9 protein-coding genes (1 of these 9 running past the window's edge) are annotated in these 16,093 nt (G+C 73.2%); 3 read left to right on the top strand and 6 right to left on the bottom strand.

What is annotated here, in order from left to right:
* Positions 1 to 49: the 5' end (the start) of a MarR family transcriptional regulator gene (locus C8250_RS23800; RefSeq protein ID WP_138359283.1), read on the bottom strand. The gene continues 512 nt to the left of window position 1, outside the view; 49 of the gene's 561 nt are visible here — the first part of the coding sequence; it begins with the start codon at positions 47 to 49; its stop codon lies off the left edge, out of view.
* A gap of 114 nt (positions 50 to 163) precedes the next feature.
* Here C8250_RS23800 and C8250_RS23795 point away from each other — a divergent pair, with 114 nt between their 5' ends.
* Complete coding sequence (locus C8250_RS23795) at positions 164 to 1,474, top strand: MFS transporter (RefSeq protein ID WP_138359285.1); 1,311 nt, start codon at positions 164 to 166, stop codon at positions 1,472 to 1,474.
* Between the two features lie 92 nt (positions 1,475 to 1,566).
* Here the strand turns inward: C8250_RS23795 and C8250_RS23790 are convergent, their stop codons facing one another.
* Positions 1,567 to 3,327 carry a SpoIIE family protein phosphatase gene (locus C8250_RS23790; protein WP_138359287.1) on the bottom strand — a complete coding sequence of 587 codons (1,761 nt, stop codon included), beginning with the start codon at positions 3,325 to 3,327 and terminating at the stop codon, positions 1,567 to 1,569.
* A 192-nt stretch (positions 3,328 to 3,519) separates the two neighbouring features.
* Complete coding sequence (locus tag C8250_RS23785; protein WP_138359289.1) at positions 3,520 to 4,890, bottom strand: NAD(P)/FAD-dependent oxidoreductase; 1,371 nt, start codon at positions 4,888 to 4,890, stop codon at positions 3,520 to 3,522.
* Positions 4,891 to 5,184: 294 nt separating this feature from the next.
* Between C8250_RS23785 and C8250_RS23780 the strand changes: the two genes are divergently transcribed.
* Positions 5,185 to 6,180, top strand: coding sequence for a helix-turn-helix domain-containing protein (locus C8250_RS23780; RefSeq protein WP_232486288.1), 996 nt, complete (start codon positions 5,185 to 5,187; stop codon positions 6,178 to 6,180).
* Positions 6,181 to 6,349: 169 nt separating this feature from the next.
* Positions 6,350 to 8,110 (top strand): sigma-70 family RNA polymerase sigma factor, encoded by a 1,761-nt coding sequence (locus C8250_RS23775; RefSeq protein WP_232486290.1) that lies wholly within the window; start codon positions 6,350 to 6,352, stop codon positions 8,108 to 8,110.
* Positions 8,111 to 8,152: 42 nt separating this feature from the next.
* Here C8250_RS23775 and C8250_RS23770 read toward each other — a convergent pair whose 3' ends face one another.
* The 3 genes from C8250_RS23770 to tmk all read right to left on the bottom strand — a co-directional run bounded on the left by C8250_RS23770 (position 8,153) and on the right by tmk (position 16,047).
* Positions 8,153 to 8,863, bottom strand: a complete 711-nt coding sequence (locus C8250_RS23770) for a DsbA family oxidoreductase (RefSeq protein WP_138359293.1) — start codon at positions 8,861 to 8,863, stop codon at positions 8,153 to 8,155.
* Between the two features lie 56 nt (positions 8,864 to 8,919).
* Complete coding sequence (locus C8250_RS23765; protein ID WP_244809332.1) at positions 8,920 to 12,369, bottom strand: BTAD domain-containing putative transcriptional regulator; 3,450 nt, start codon at positions 12,367 to 12,369, stop codon at positions 8,920 to 8,922.
* A gap of 312 nt (positions 12,370 to 12,681) precedes the next feature.
* A complete protein-coding gene (gene tmk / locus C8250_RS23760; protein WP_187144962.1) occupies positions 12,682 to 16,047 on the bottom strand; it encodes a dTMP kinase in 3,366 nt (1,121 codons plus the stop codon).
* Positions 16,048 to 16,093: the final 46 nt, after the last annotated feature.

The raw sequence follows: 16,093 nt of genomic DNA, 5'->3' as shown, positions 1-16,093 counted from the left end.
CGAGGTCCAGCTCTTGCGGGGGACTGGCGGGACCGTCTGCTGCGGGCATGGCCCGAGTATGGCACGTAACGGCTTGGCGCTAAAGCCCTTCTGTGTGTACTCTTTAGCTTCTAACTTTAACTTTGAAGTCTTCGAGACTCAACGACAACCGAGGTAGGTGAGTGTGACCACCGAGATGGGCGCGGCTCTGCGCCGGATCCAGCTGGGCAACGCGCTGAGCGCGTTCGGCAACGGCTTCACGGTCCCGTTCCTGTTCATTTACGTGGCACAGGTACGGGATCTTGGTGCGACGACGGCCGGGGTGGTGCTGGCCGCCTATGCCGTGGCCGCGCTCTGCGTGCTGCCGTTCACCGGCCGGGCCATCGACCAGCGAGGGCCGCTGCCCGTGGCCATGACCGGTGCGGTGCTCGCCGCCATCGGCGCGATGGGCTTCGGCCTCGCGTCGACCGCGGTGACCGTGGTCGCGGCGTCGGCCGTCATGGGCGCCGGGGTCGCGATCATCGCGCCGTCGCTCGCCACACTCATCGTGTGGTGCTCCACCACCAAGACCCGCTCGCGGGCCTTCGCGACGCAGTTCTTCCTCAACAACCTCGGTCTGGGCATCGGCGGCCTCATCGGCGGCCTGATGGTCGACACCTCGCGGCCCGGCAGCTTCACGCTGCTGTTCTCGATCGAGGCCGTGATGTTCCTGGTGCTCGGCGCGGTGGTCTGCACCGTGCGGCTGCCGAGGACGTCGCGCATCGAGTGCGCACCGACGGACAAGGCCCCGGGCGGCTGGCGGATGCTGGTCAGGGACCGGGCCATGGTGCAGCTGTGCGTGCTCGGCGGCGTGATGTTCTTCGCCTGCTACGGACAGTTCGAGTCGGGCCTGGCGGCCTTCGCGACCGAGGTCACCCGCATCCAGCCGGCGACGCTCGGAATCGCCCTCGCGGCGAACACGGCCGTCATCGTCGCTGCGCAGTTCCTGATCCTGAAGAAGATCGAGCGGCGGCGGCGCAGCCGGGTCATCGCGGCGGTCGGGCTGATCTGGACGGTCGCCTGGGTCGCGGCGGGTGTCTCGGGTCTGCTGCACGGGAGCCACGCGGTGGCGACGGTGACGCTGATCTCCACGTACGCGCTCTTCGGGCTCGGCGAGGCGATGCTGTCGCCGACCGTCGCTCCGCTCGTCGCCGATCTGGCGCCGGCGCGGATGATCGGGCAGTACAACTCGGCGTTCGCCCTCGTGAAGCAGCTCGCCCTCGCGGTCGGGCCGGCGGTGGGCGGGCTGATGGCCGGGGCCGGGATGTGGGGTGCCTACATCGGCATGCTGATCGCGTTCTCGCTCGGCATCACGTGGCTGGCGCTGCGGATGGGCCGCGGGCTCACTCCCGCCCAGGACAACCCGCACGCCGTCGTTCCGGCGCCGCGTGAGCCGCTGGCGGCCGACCGCCCGCTGGTGACCGGCCGGCCGGTCGAGGCCTCCGTCGGGGGCTGAGCGGCCGAGGAACGCCCCCTTCGCACACCGCGAAGACGGCGAAGACTGAGTAGGACGCTGCCCCGGCCGATCGGCCGGGGCAGCTGTCGTTCTCAGGCGCGTGGAAGGGCGAACTCGCACCAGACGGCCTTGCCGCCGCCGGGCGTCCGGCGGGAGCCCCAGCTGGAGGCGATCGTGGCGATGATCGAGATGCCGCGGCCGGCCTCGTCGGCCGGCTCCGCGCGGCGGCGGCGCGGCAGGTGGTCGTCGCCGTCGGTGACTTCGATGATGAGCCGGCGGTCGGTGCGCCGGAGCCGGAGCTTCATCGGCGGGGTGCCGTGCTGCAGCGAGTTGGCGACCAGCTCGCTGGCGGCGAGAACGCCGAGGTCGCGCAGTTCCGCGGGGAAGCGCCAGCTGGACAGGACGCCGGTGGCGAAGGCGCGGGCGCGGGGCGCCGCCTCGATGCCGCCGAGGAGTTCCAGCGAGGCGTTGCGGAAGAGCTCGGCGTCGGCGCCGGTGTGGTCCGGGTACTGCAGGACCAGGACGGCGACGTCGTCGTCGTGCTCGGAGGTCACGCCGAGCGCGCGCAGCAGCCGGTCGCAGATGACCTGTGGGGTGCCGGTGGCGCCGGCGAAGGCGCTCATCAGGGAGTCGATGCCGACGTCGATGTCCTCGCCGCGCCGCTCGACCAGGCCGTCGGTGTAGAGCACCGCCATGGAGCCGGGGCCGAGCGGGATGGATCCGGAGGTGTGCACCCAGCCGCCGGTGCCCAGCGGCGGGCCGGTCGGCTCGTCGGTGCGGTGCACCTGGCCCTCGGGGTCGCGGACGAGGATCGGCAGATGGCCGGCGGTGGCGTACGAGAGCCGCCCCTCGCTGGGGTCGTGGACCGCGTAGACGCAGGTGGCGATCTGGGTGGCGTCGATCTCGGAGGCGAGGCCGTCGAGCAGCTGGATGACCTCGTGCGGCGGGAGGTCGAGCCGCGCGTAGGCGCGGACCGCGGTGCGGAGCTGGCCCATCACGGCGGCGGCGCGGACGCCGCGGCCCATGACGTCGCCGATGACGAGCGCCGTGCGACCGGCGCCGAGGGTGATCACGTCGTACCAGTCGCCGCCGACCGCGGCGTCGGTGCCGCCGGGCTGGTACGTGGCGGCGACCCGCAGATCGTCGGGCTGCTCCAGCTCCTGCGGCAGCAGGCTGCGCTGGAGGGTGACGGCGGTGGCGTGCAGCCGGCGTTCACTCTCCCGGAGGCGCTCGGCGGCCTGTACCTGGTCCGTGACGTCGGCGGCGAAGACCAGGACGCCGCGCTTGGCCTCGGGGACGTCCTGGGTGCCGTGGGCGGCGCTGTGAGCGGTGGTGTGCGCGGCGCCGTGGGTGCCTGGCGCGCCGGGGGCGCCCGGTGTGCCGTCGTGGCCCGCGCCGGTGTGCACCGGCGTGCAGGTGAAGGTGAAGTAGCGGTCCCGGTCGGGGAGGGTGACCTTGCGCGCCTTGACGGTGCGCGGTTTGCCGCTGCGGTGCACCTGGTCCATGAGCGGGAGCAGCCCGAGCTCGTCGAGCTCGGGAAGTCCTTCGCGGGCGGGTTCACCCGTTCTGCGGGCGCCGAAGACCTCGGTGTACGCCTCGTTGACGTACGCGATGCGGTGCGCGGCGCCGTAGGTGATGGCGATCAGTGCCGGGACCTGGCTGAGGACGTCGTGGACGGAGAGCGCGTCGACGGCGCACGCCGGCGCTTCCGGGTGCTCGGCGCGGGCCGCGGGCACGGCTCCGCCGGCCGTCGGCGCGTTCGGGGCGGCGGGTGCGGCGTCGGGCGTACGCCCGGCCGCGGCCGTACGGCGCTGCGTGCCGGGGAGCCGGGCGCTCCAGCGGGTGAGGTTCACCGAGCTCCACCTCGCGGCGTTGTTCGGGGCAGCCCGGACCGCCTGGCTCCGCGCGGGGGTACGGGGGGTCGCTCCCCGGGAGAATTCAGCAAACGTCCGATTCCTCGTATTTGTCACGCTTTGCAGGTGCTGGCGCACACATGGTCACACGCCCAGTGTGGCCGACCCGCGGCCCGGGGGGAATCGCGTGGCTCAGGGCGCGTCCGGCTTGGGGAGCCCTCCCGCGGCCAGTTCGAACTCGGCGCGCGGGTGTTCCAGCGAGCCCAGCGAAACGATTTCCCTCTTGAAAAGACCGGACAGTGTCCACTCGGCGAGCACCCACGCCTTGCGGTTGAACGTGGGCACCCGGCTGAGGTGGTAGGTCCGGTGCATGAACCACGCGGGATAGCCCTTGAGCTTGCGTCCGTAGACGTGGGCGACGCCCTTGTGCAGGCCGAGAGAGGCGACGGATCCGACGTACTTGTGCCGGTACTCCTTCATCGGCTGTCCGCGCAGCGACGCGAGGATGTTCTCGGCCAGCACCTTGGTCTGGCGGACGGCGTGCTGGGCGTTGGGGGCGCACTCCTTGCCGGGCTCCTCCGCCGTCAGGTCCGGAATGGCCGCGGCGTCGCCGGCCGCCCAGGCGCCCTCGACGCCGTCGATCATGAGGGTGGCGGTGCCCTTGAGCCGGCCGCGCTCGTTCAGCGGCAGGTCGGTGGCGGCGAGGATCGGGTGCGGCTTGACGCCCGCGGTCCAGACGACGGTGCGGGTGGGCAGCCGCGTGCCGTCGGAGAGGACCGCGACCCGGTTCTCGCACGAGTCCAGCCGGGTGCCGAGCCGCAGGTCGATGTTGCGGGCGCGCAGCTCCCGGATGGCGTACTTGCCCATCTCCTCACCGACCTCGGGGAGGATCTTCTCGGTGGCCTCGACGAGCACCCACTTCATGTCCTCGGGGCGCAGGTTGTGGTAGTACCGCGTGGCGTAGCGGGCCATGTCCTCGAGCTCGGCGAGTGCCTCGACGCCCGCGTAGCCGCCGCCGACGAAGACGAAGGTGAGCGCGGCGTCCCGTACGTCGACATCGCGGGTCGAGGAGGCGATGTCGAGCTGCTCCAGGACGTGGTTGCGCAGGCCGATGGCTTCCTCGACGGTCTTGAAGCCGATGGCGAACTCGGCGAGGCCCGGGATGGGCAGCGTGCGGGAGACGGAGCCGGGGGCGAGGACGAGGTGGTCGTACGGGATCTCGATCCCGGAGGTGCCCTCCTCCTCGGTGGCCAGGGTCGCCACGGTCGCGACCCGCTTGGCGTGGTCGATGTGCGTCGCCTCGCCCACCACCAGTTGGCACTTGCTCAGCACCCGCCGCAGCGGCACCACGACGTGCCGGGGGGAGATCGACCCGGCGGCCGCCTCGGGGAGGAACGGCTGATAGGTCATATAGGGCTGCGGGTCGACGACGATCACTTCCGCTTCGCCGCGCTTCAGCTTCCGCTGCAGGCGCAGGGCGGTGTACATACCGACGTATCCCCCGCCGATCACGAGAATGCGCGGGCTGGTCCTGGCTCTTGACTGGGCTGCCGACTCCGTCATTGCTCCATGACGCAATGGATGAAGGACGTTTGTCCACAGGGCGTACCGCAGTGATTCACCGGATACCCGGATCCGGCAGGTCAGGGATGTGTCGTTGACCGGGCAAAGCCGGTGAAAGAAGAACAGTCGGACCCGCTACTCCGATCGGGGACGCGCCGGGCGGAACGGACCCCCTTCTTTCCTGACCTCGGCTCAACTATGTTCGTACTCCATCGGGGTACGTTCGTCGTGCGCCGATGATCATTACGGGTGGGGAGTCTCCGGGGGGAGACGTCATAACCGGGGGATACACATATGCACATTCAGGACTCTCAATGGACGGTAGCGGCAGGCGCGGAGGGTAACGGCGGCAGCAGCCGCGCGACCCCGCTGCGGGTGGACGCCCAGCGCAATCTGGAACATGTGCTGAGGGCCGCGCGTGAGGTGTTCGGGGAGCTGGGCTACGGGGCGCCGATGGAGGACGTGGCACGCCGTGCGCGCGTCGGCGTCGGCACCGTGTACCGGCGGTTCCCGAGCAAGGACGTACTGGTGCGGCGGATCGCCGAGGAGGAGACCTCCCGGCTGACCGAGCAGGCGAGGACCGCTCTCGGGCAGGAGAACGAGGCGTGGTCGGCGCTGGCGCGCTTCCTGCGGACCTCGGTGGCCTCGGGTGCCGGGCGGCTGCTGCCGCCGCAGGTGCTGCGGGTCAGGACCGGGGTGTCCGGGGTGCCGGCGGCGCCAGGCGGCTCCGGTGGATCCGGGTTCGCCGTCGAGGCGGCTGTTTCCGCACTGTCCGGGCTGCCCGCGCATTCCGGGCTGTCGGACGAGGCGGCGCGGGTTCCGCAGCAGCGGGCGCCGCTGAGCGTGGCGGTGGAGCCGGGCGAACCGTCGACAGGACTCGCGGATCCGGCGCCGGTGGCCGATCCGCCGGCCGACGGATCATCCGGCACTTCCCTCGGCACGTCGGCGGGCACGTCGGCCGGCTCGGCTCCGGTGCTCGACGCGGCCGTTCCCGACGGTGCCGGGGAAGCGGACGACACCGGGATTCCCGCGCTGCTGGAGGTCGTCGGCCAGCTCGTCGACCGGGCGCGGGCGGCGGGCGAACTGCGGGGTGATGTCTCGGTGGCAGACGTGCTGCTGGTGATAGCCACCGCGGCGCCCTCGCTGCCCGATCCGGCACAGCAGGCGGCGGCGTCGGCACGGCTGCTGGAGATCCTGCTGGACGGACTGCGCTCACGCCCGTCCTCCGCGGCCGCGGAGGGCCCTTCGGCCCCGTCCACGCTCAGTTGGAGCACGGCCCCGGCCGAGTAGACCGGGTGAAAAGGCGATCAATGGTGAAGGACCGGTGAGCGAAGGCTCCCCGGACGAGTGGTTCCCTGTCGCGGCATATCTCGGGATGCACATGGTGTGACACCCTGGCGCGGTGGACGAGGCAAACGGCGAGTCGAACGCTGCTGCAAGTGCGGAAGCGGGCGGCGGACTGCCATCGCGCCGGGTTCCCGAGCAGCGTGAACCGGAGTCCCACGTACCGCTGTCGGACGCCGATCTGGTCGCCCGGGTACGCGGTGGTGACGACAGCTCGTACGAGGAGCTGTACCGGCGGCACGCCGATTCGGTACGCCGCTATGCCCGCAGCTGCTGCCGGGACGCGCACACCGCCGAGGACCTGACCGGCGAGGTCTTCGCGCGCACGCTCCAGGCGGTGCGCGGCGGCAGCGGTCCGGACTCGGCGGTGCGCGCCTACCTGTTGACGACGGTCCGGCGCGTCGCCGCGTCCTGGGGCAACACCGCCCGGCGCGAGCAACTCGTCGAGGACTTCGCGGTGTTCGCGGTGTCGGCGGCGGGCTCGTCCACGAACGAGGACACGCTGGACCTGGGCGCGGACGTCCGCGCCATGCACGACGCCGAGCAGTCGCTGGCCATCCGGGCGTTCCGTACGCTGCCCGAGCGGTGGCAGACGGTGCTGTGGCACACCGCCGTCGAGGAGGAGTCGCCGAGCGAGATCGCCCCGCTGCTCGGCCTGACGGCCAACGCCACGGCAGTACTGGCGCACCGGGCCCGCGAGGGTCTGCGGCAGGCCTATCTGCAGGCGCACGTGAGCTCGATGCTGACCACCGGGGGCAGTTGCGCGCGCTACGCCGACCGGCTGGGCGCGCATGCGCGCGGCGGTCTGCGGATGCGTGCGGACCGGGAGTTGAGCAAGCACCTCAAGGAGTGCGAACGGTGCCGGGCGGCGGCGCTGGAGCTGGCCGATGTCAACTCGGCGCTCAAGGGCCTGCTGCCGGTCGCGGTCATCGGCTGGTTCGCCGCCGCGTACGCGGCGAAGGTGGCCGGCATCGTGGCGGGTGTCGGAGTGGCGAGTGCCGCCGGAGGTGCGGCAGCCGCCGCCACGGGTGCCGCGTCGGGTGGCGGGGCGGGAGCCGGCGCCGCCGGCGGAGGCGCCGCGGCCGAGGGTCTCGGCGCGCCCGTGAAGGCCGGGATCGTGGCGGCCGTGGTGGTCGCCGCCGCCGGTATCGCGTTCGCCGCGATGAACATCGGGCATGACGCGCCCGCGCCGAAGCCGCAGGCCAAGCCGGCGGTGGTGGCGCCCGTCACCACACCGCCGCCGACGCCGCCCCCGAAGCCGAAGCCGAGCCCCGAGCCGCCGAGGGTGGCACCGAAGCCGCCGGCGCCGAAGCCCGCCGTTCCCGTTGCTCAGCCGAAGCCGAAGCCGAAGCCGAAGCCGTCGCCCTCCCCCACGCCGTCACCCGCCCCGAAGCCCACGCCCGAGCCGACCCCCACACCCACTCCTTCGCCGCCCCCCGCTCCCACGGTCTTCCAGGTCAACCAGCTGGGGTGGAGCGGGATCGGTGACAACACGAAGCCGACGGTGCGGCTCGGGCGCAGCAGCTGGGTCTGGGACCGCTGGGGCCTGAACATCGCCGGCGAGGAGTACGAACACGGCATCACCGTGCGCTCCCCGTCGTCCGTGCTCATCGACCTCAACCGCAGCTGCACGACGTACGACGCACTGGCCGGTGCCGACGACATGACCATGGGGCTGGGCGCGGTCCGCTTCTCCGTCTACGGCGACAACGGGCGGCTGTGGCGGTCGCAGGTGGTGCGCGGGGGCGACGCGGCGGTGCCGGTGAGTGTCGGGATCGCCGGGCAGAAGACGATCCGGCTGGTCGTCGAGTCCGCCGAGCGCTACCAGTTCGTGAACGTGGCGGACTGGGCCCAGTCCAGGATCAGCTGCCAGTAGGGGACGTTCCTGATCGGCAGGGCATCGGCAGGGCAGGCGGCCTCAGTGGTCGTGGTCCTTCGCCGGGACCTCGCAGGCTCCATCGGCGCACACGCCGCCGTCCTGGTCCGTCACGACCGTTCCGGTCTCCTTCGCGACCTGTTCCAGGGCGCGGAGGAACGTGGACGTCTCCTGGCCGCCCTGGACCATCCACGTGCCCTCGAAGACGAAGGTCGGGACGGCCGTGATGCCGAGCTGCCGGGCCTCGTCGATCTCCCCGGCCACCTCGTCGACGAGGTCGTCGCCGGCGAGGAACGCGGCGACCGGCGCCCGGTCGAGGCCGACGGCCACGGCGGCGTCGGCGAGGCGCTCGCGGTCGCCGATGTCCAGACCCTCGCCGAAGTGGGCGTCCAGGAGCCGGCCCTTGAGGCGCGCCTGCGCGGCGTGGCCGTAGGTGTCGAGCACGAAACGCAGCAGGCGGTGGGCGAGCAGCGAGTTGTTCTCGACGACGGTGTCGAAGTCGAAGGTCAGGCCTTCGGCCGCGCCGAGCTGCGTGATCTTCTCGTCCATGGCGAGGGACTGGGGCCCGTACTTGGCGGCCAGCACCTCGCGGTGCGGCTGCGGCTTCTCGGGAGCGGCCGGGTCGAGCTGGAACGGCCGGTAGACCACTTCGACGGAAGCGGCCCCCGGGAAGGCGGCGAGGGCGCGCTCGAAGCGGGCCTTGCCGACGTGGCACCACGGGCAGGCGATGTCGCTGTAGATCTCGACCTTCACGGACACTCCCAAATTGCTTGAATGATCAATATTCAGCAACGGTGACCGGTGCGGAGCTATTCCCCGACGGTGGCGGAAGCGGGGGCCGTGGCGGAAGCGGGGGCCGGGGCGGGAGGCCGCCGCCGCCGCGAGGGGCGGCCGGGGCGGAGGCTGCCGCCGCCGCGAGGGGTGGCGGCCGGGGCGGAGGCCGCCGCCGCCGCGAGGGTGGCGGCCGTGGCTTCCAGGTCCAGTCCCTCGCCCTCCGCGTACGCGGCCTCGTACCCGGCGTCGCCCAGCACGGCACGCGCACCCGCCTCCGCCCCGCGGAAGCTCACCGTCTCCGGGACCGTACGCGGCAGCAGCGGCCCGCGCAGCGCCGACGACGCCCCGTGCAGCCGTGCGGCGGCCCCCGGCTCGCCCAGCTCGACGAGGAGCTCGGACCCGTACTCCAGCAGGCCCGCGATCATCGGCTCCGTGGAGCCCGTGTCGATGCCCAGCCGCACCGCGCCACTGACCTGGTTCAGCGCGTCCCGCGGATCGCCCTCCGCGGCCGCGATCCGGGCGAAGAGACCGGCGAGAACCACCGCGAAGACCGGTGGCGGAGTGCCCTGGCTCGCCTCGTCACGGGCCAGCACGCACAGCTCACGGGCCCGCTGCACATCGCCGCGGCGCAGCGACAGCCACGCGGACAGGGCGCGGACGTAGTTCCGCGCGTCCATCACCCCGAACTGCTCCGCCCCCTCCTCGGCCCGGCGGCAGAGCTTCTCGGCCTCCGCGTCATCACCCGAACGGATGGCCAGCTCGGCCATCCGCCCGACGAGGAACGGCCCCTCGGCGCGCGCGCCCAGCTCCTCGCCGAGCCGGAGCGCCGCCTCGAAGTCGGCGCGGGCCGCCGCGTACTCGCCCCACATGACCTCCATCTCGGCGCGCGCGCCGTGCACCTGCGCGAGCATCCAGCGGTCGCCGACGCGGCCGCTGAGGACCGTCAGCTCGTTCCAGTCGTCGGTGGCACGGGCCAGTCCGCCGGGCAGGTCGATGGTGACGTGCGTACGGAACATCAGGGCGGCCGCGAGCGCCCAGTCGTCCCCGTACTCACGGCAGTTGGCGACGACGGAGTCCGTGCACTCGCGGATCGCCAGACGTCCGCCGCCGACGTAGCTCGCGATCGGCCACAGCAGGCCAGGGAAGCGGGCCGAGGCCGCCCCCGCGTCCCCGTACACATCGGCGATCAGCGCGGCCGTCTCCTGCACCGGACGGGTGTTGAGGAACTCCTCCGAGGCGTGGTCCGTACTCACGAAGAACGTCAGCAGCCGGGCGTCCATCCGCGCCCAGAAGGACGGGTCGTCCCGCTCGCCCGGTTCGCTCATCTCGATGATCCGTCCCAGCCAGCCGGCGCCCTCCTCCCGGTAGTTGCGCAGCCACCAGAACCAGCCCATGTCGACGGCCAGGGGCAGCGCGTCCGCCTCGTCCTGCGCCGTGATCGCCCGTTGGAGTGCCGCGCGGATGTTGTCCAGCTCGGCCTCCAGCCGGCGTAGCCACACCAGTTGGCGGGTGGTGCGCAGCTCCGGGTCGGCGGTCCGCACGAACCGCCGGAAGTAGTGGGTGTGGCGGCGGGCGGCCGCCGCGAGCTCCTGCGGGCGCTCCTGGGCGCGTTCGGCCGCGTACTCGTGGATCGTCTCGAGGAAGCGGTAGCGGACGCCGTCCTCGGTCTGGATCGAGGTGCCGGTGCTGGTGCCGATCTCTGTGCCGTCGTCCTCGTTGTTCTTGTCCGGCTGTGCCGCGACCACCAGGGACTTGTCGACCAGCTGGCCGATCAGCTCGATGACGTCGTCTCCGCCGACCACCGCCTCGGCGGCGGCCAGCGTCCAGCCGCCCGCGAAGACGCTCAGGCTGCGCAGCGCCGAGTGCTCCTCCTCCGACAGCAGGTCCCAGCTCCAGTCGACGACCGCGCGCAGCGTCTGCTGACGCGGCAGGAGCGTACGGCTGCCGCTGGTGAGCAGGCGGAACCGGTTGTCCAGGCGGTCGGCGATCTGCCGCGGGGACAGCATGCGCAGCCGGGCCGCGGCCAGTTCGATCGCCAGCGGCAGACCGTCCAGCCGGCGGCAGATCTCGTCGACGGCCGCCACGTCCTGCTCCGGGTCGAACCCCGGGCGCACGGCCGCGGCGCGCTCGGCGAACAGCCGGTGCGCGGTCGTCGGCGACAGCGGCTCCACCGGGCGCACCGTCTCGCCCGGCACTCCCAGCGGCTCCCTGCTCGTCGCCAGCACCGTGACGCCGGGGCACGCGGCGAGCAGTTCGGCCGCCAACTCGGCCGCCGCGCCGATCACATGCTCGCAGTTGTCCAGCACGAGCAGCAGCCGGCGGTGCGCGCAGTGCTCCAGCAGGCGCACGGTCGGATCACCGGGGTCGGCGCCCGCGCCGCCGGCCGAACCCTTGATGCCCTCGCGGGCCACGCCGAAGATCGTCGTGTCCCGGCGGCCGAGAGCGCTCAGGACCGCCTGCGGCACCGCTTCGGGATGGTCGAGCGGGGCCAGTTCCGCGATCCAGACCCCGTCCGGGTAGTCCGAGCCGGTCAGCGCCGCACCCGCCTCTTCCGAGAGGCGGGTCTTACCGGAGCCGCCGGGTCCGGTGAGCGTCACCAGACGCGACTGCGCCACGTCGGCCCGGATTTCGAGGAGTTCGAGCTCGCGGCCGACGAAGCTCGTGAGTCTTGGGCGGAGGTTTCCCTGCGGGGCTTTGAGTGGTTGGGGTGGTGGTGCGGGGGTGGGGGTGCGGGTGGGGATGGTTTGTGCGGGTGGTTCGTCCGTTGCCAGGAGTTGGGCGTGCAGCGCGCGGAGTTCCGGGCCCGGGTCCGCGCCCAACTGGTCCGCGAGCGCCCTGCGGGCCTGTTCGTACGCCACGAGCGCGTCCGCGGAGCGGTGCGCGGCGCGCAGCGCCCTGATCAGCTGTACGTGGAACGGCTCGTCCAGCGGGTGGTCCGCGACCAGCTCCCGCAGCTGCGGCAGCGTCTCGGCGGCGCGTCCGCAGGCCAGGTCCGCGTCGATCCTGCGGTGCAGCGCCGTGAGGCGCAGCGCCTCGGGGCGGGCCGCCGCCGACCGCCGGTCCGGCAGATCCGCGAACGCCGGGCCGCGCCACAGGGCGAGTGCCTCGCGCAGTTTGCTCGCGGCGGTCTCCGGGTGGCCCGCGTCGAGGGCGGCGGCGCCTTCTGCGGCGAGCCGCTCGAAGACGTGGAGGTCGACGTCACCGGGTCCGGTGAGGAGGCGGTAGCCGCCGGGGCCGGAGGTCACGACGTCCTTGCCCAGGGCACGTCGCAGACGGGAGACGAGCGCTTGGAGCGCGCCGCTCGCGTCGTGCGGGAGGTCGGCGTCCGGGCCCCAGACCTCTGCGATGAGGGCATCGGCGGAGACGGGGCGGTCGGCGTGGAGGGCGAGGGCGGCGAGCAGGGCGCGGAGCCGGCTGCCGCCTAGGGGGACGGGGGCGCCGGAGGGGTCACGTGCTTCCGTGGTGCCGAGGATCAGGTACCGCACGGGGTCCATTCTGCCGGGTTGGTGTGCGGGCCGGTGGTGGGCTCCGGCGCCCGGGCCCTCCGGGAGCGTCTTGGGGAACGCCCGGGTGTGGGCGGGCGGGTGCCGACGCACGTGCATCCGTACCGGCATTGGGCGGGTGGGTGGGAAAAAGCCCGCCGCAGGCGCAACGGTGGCGCGGGCGCCGACGTACCCGCACCCCCGCCGGAGTCGGCGCGGCCCGCCGCAGGCGCAACGGTGGCGCGGGCGCCTACCTACCCGCACCCCCGCCGGTAGGCGAAACGGCGCCGTCGTGCCCGCGCGCCCCGTCGGGGGCTACCGGCCCCTCGGGCCGTCTTCGTCGTCGTGGGAGCCCAGGAGTTCGTCCGCCAGGGTGGGGAGGTCGTCGAGGGGGGTTTCCTCGGCCCAGTCGGAGCGGGGGCGGCGGGCCGGAGGGGCCTTGTCGGGGTTGATCGCGGGGAGTTCGCGGGTGCGCTCGTTGTCGGGGGTCGTCTCCGGGCGGAAGAAGCCCGGCGGGACGCGGTCGGCCGGGCTGCGGTCCGCAGGTTCCGGGCGGACCGGCGGCAGGACGGCCGTCTCATCCGCTGCCGGGACCTTCGGGAGGACGGATGTCTTGTCCGCGGCGGAGGCCGGGGCCTTGGGGACCTTCGGGAGGACGGTGGTCTCGTCCGCTGCCGGGGCCTTGGGGACCTTCGGGAGGACGGTGGTCTCGTCCGCTGCCGGGGTCTTCGGAACCTGCGGGAGGACGGTGGTCTCGTCCGCTGCCGGGGTCTTCGGAACCTGCGGGAGGACGGTGGTCTCGTCCGCTGCCAGGGTCTTCGGAACCTGCGGGAGGACGGTGGTCTCGTCCGCTGCCAGGGTCTTCGGAACCTGCGGGAGGACGGTGGTCTCGTCCGCTGCCAGGGTCTTCGGAACCTGCGGGAGGACGGTGGTCTCGTCCGCTGCCAGGGTCTTCGGAACCTGCGGGAGGACGGTGGTCTCGTCCGCTGCCAGGGTCTTCGGAACCTGCGGGAGGACGGTGGTCTCCGCTTCCGGAGCCTTGGGCGCCGGCTTCGGGGTCTCCACGGTCTGCGTGGTGTTGCTGGCGGCTGCCGCCGCTGCCGCCGCGGCCGCGGCTGCTGCCGCGCGGGCCTCTTCGGCGCGGCGCAGGGCGTCCTCGGCCTTGCGCTGCTTCTCCAGGCGGCGGGCCTCGGCCTCGGCGCGGAGCCGGGACTCCTCCTCGGCCTGGCGGCGCAGCCGGTCCTGTTCTGCGGCACGGGCGGCCGCCTCGGCGGCGAGCCGGAGCCGTTCCTCCTCGGCGAGGCGGGCGGCCTCCTCGGCGCGCAGGCGGGCCGCTTCGGCCTCCTGCTCAGCGGCTTCGCGGCGGGCGGCCTCCTCGGCCTCCCGCTGGCGCTCGGCCTCCTCTTCGCGGAGCCGGGCGAGCTGGGCCTGGCGTTCGGCTTCGAGGCGGGCTTCCTCGGCGAGCCGGGCCGCCTCTTCCTCGGCGCGGATGCGGGCGGCTTCCTCGGCCTGGCGGCGGGCTTCCTCGCGGGCGTCGATCTCCTGCTGGGAGAGCGGCAGTGCCTGGTCGAGGCGGTGCCGCACGACGGTGGTGACCGCTTCGGGCTCCTGGCCGGCGTCGATGACGAGGTAGCGGGAGGGGTCGGCGGCGGCGAGGGTCAGGAAGCCGGCGCGGACCCGCTGGTGGAACTCGGCGGGCTCGGACTCGAGTCGGTCCGGGGCCTCGGTGAAGCGCTCGCGGGCCGCTTCGGGCGAGACGTCGAGGAGGACCGTCAGGTTGGGGACCAGTCCGTCGGTGGCCCAGCGGGAGATGCGGGCGATCTCCGTCGGGGCCAGGTCGCGGCCGGCGCCCTGGTAGGCGACGGAGGAGTCGATGTAGCGGTCGGAGATCACGACGGCGCCGCGTTCCAGGGCGGGACGGACGACGGAGTCGACGTGTTCCGCGCGGTCGGCGGCGTACAGCAGCGCCTCCGCGCGGTGTGACAGACCGGCGGACGAGACGTCCAGCAGGATCGAGCGCAGCCGCTTGCCGACGGCGGTAGCGCCCGGTTCGCGGGTGACGACGACCTCGTGGCCCTTGGCGCGGATCCATTCGGAGAGCGCCTCGACCTGGGTGGACTTCCCGGCGCCGTCGCCGCCCTCTATGGCGATGAAGAAGCCGGTGGCGGAGGGCGCCGCGGCGGGCTCGCCGCCGCGCAGGGCCTCGCGCAGGTCGCGGCGGAGCGGTACGCCCTGGCGGTCGTCGGTCTTGCCGAGGACGAGGGCGGCGACCGGCAGCAGGAGCGCGCCGATCAGCATGAGCGTGAAGGCGGCGCCGCCGTGCTGGAAGGTGAAGTGGCCGTTGGCGAGGCGGTGCGGGCCGATGAGTCCGGCGAGCACCGGGGCACCGATGGCGGCCACGGCGACCGCGACGCGGACGACGGCGTGCAGGTGGTCGGTGGTGCGCGCGCGGCGCTGCTCCTCGGCCTCCTGCTCGATGAGGAGGTGGCCGGTGTTGGCGGTGACGCCGGCGGCCGTGCCGGCGAGAGCCGCCAGCAGCAGGACGGTGGTCTGGTCGGGGACCAGTCCGGTGAGCAGCAGCGCGAGGCCGGTGACGGCGATGGCGATGGCCAGCAGGCGGCGGCGCGAGAGGGTCGGCAGGGTGCGCGGTCCGACCCGGATGCCCGTGACGGTGCCCGCGGTCAGTGCCAGGACGAGGAGTCCGAAGCCGACCGGGCCGAAGCCGAGGTCGAGTGCGTGCAACACCGACAGGGCGACGGCGGCGGCGATCGAGCCGGCCACGCCCGCGGTGGCCAGGACGAGGAGCGGGAGGGCGCCCGTGCGGCCGCGCTCGGAGCCGTCGGGTCCCTTGGGGAGCCGGAGGCCTTCGAGCGGGGAGTGCGGGCGGACCGTCGTGGTGTCGGGCAGTTCGAGGAAGTACAGCACCGCGATGGACGCGGAGAACAGCCCGGCGGCGACGTAGGAGGAGAGCGCGACCTGGTGGAGGTCGAACCAGTTCACGCCGAGCGCGAGCAGGCTGTTCAGCAGGGTCACGACGACGAGCGCGGCCGCGGCGAGCGGCAGGGCGACGAACCCGGTGCGCAGGTCGAGGCGGTGGAGCGTCGCGAGGTGGTCGGGGGCGGGGCGTACGGCCGTGTCGCCGGGGGTCGGGACCGGGAGCAGCCCGGGGGCCGCGCCGTCCTTGGCGACCGTCCACAGGCGTTCGGCGATACCGGCCACGAAGGCGGTGACGAGCAGCCAGGTGACGGCGGAGGACGGCACCCAGGTGATCCACAGCGGGGCGACGATGAACAGCGCCAGCCGTGCGCCGTCCGCGCCGATCATGGTCCAGCGGCGGTCCAGGGCGCCGGCGGTCGCGGTGAGCGCCGACAGCGGGCCGAGCAGGACGGCGCCGAAGAGCAGGGTGGACACCAGCCGGACGCCGAGCACCGCGGCGACGGCGAAGGCCGCGCCCCGGTAGCCGCCGCCGAAGGACCCGGCGAGGACGGCTGCCTGCACGGTCAGCCAGATCAGCACCAGCATGCCGAGCCGGTCGGCGATGCCTCCGGTGAGCTGGGCGCTCCACAGCTTCCGCAGCGGCGGGATCTTCAGCAGGGCACCTACCGCCCGCTCGCGCGAGTCCGCCGCGAGGTCGCCGGCGAAAGCGTCGGTCACGTCCCTTGGCCGCTCGATTCGCGTCATTCGGACAGCCTATCCGGAGCACGGAAATCCATGACCCCCCGCCCGA

Origin of the sequence: Streptomyces sp. So13.3, from assembly GCF_005860785.2 — a bacterium.
Lineage (GTDB): Bacteria > Actinomycetota > Actinomycetes > Streptomycetales > Streptomycetaceae > Actinacidiphila > Actinacidiphila fildesensis.
This window is presented reverse-complemented; position numbering and strand designations above follow the sequence as displayed.

What these genes read in the sequence shown, in the direction of transcription:
- tmk (WP_187144962.1), bottom strand. Translation starts at nt 16,047, where the DNA reads ATGACGCGAATCGAGCGGCCAAGGGACGTGACCGACGCTTTCGCCGGC.
- C8250_RS23785 (WP_138359289.1), bottom strand. Translation starts at nt 4,890, where the DNA reads ATGACGGAGTCGGCAGCCCAGTCAAGAGCCAGGACCAGCCCGCGCATT.
- C8250_RS23780 (WP_232486288.1), top strand. Translation starts at nt 5,185, where the DNA reads ATGCACATTCAGGACTCTCAATGGACGGTAGCGGCAGGCGCGGAGGGT.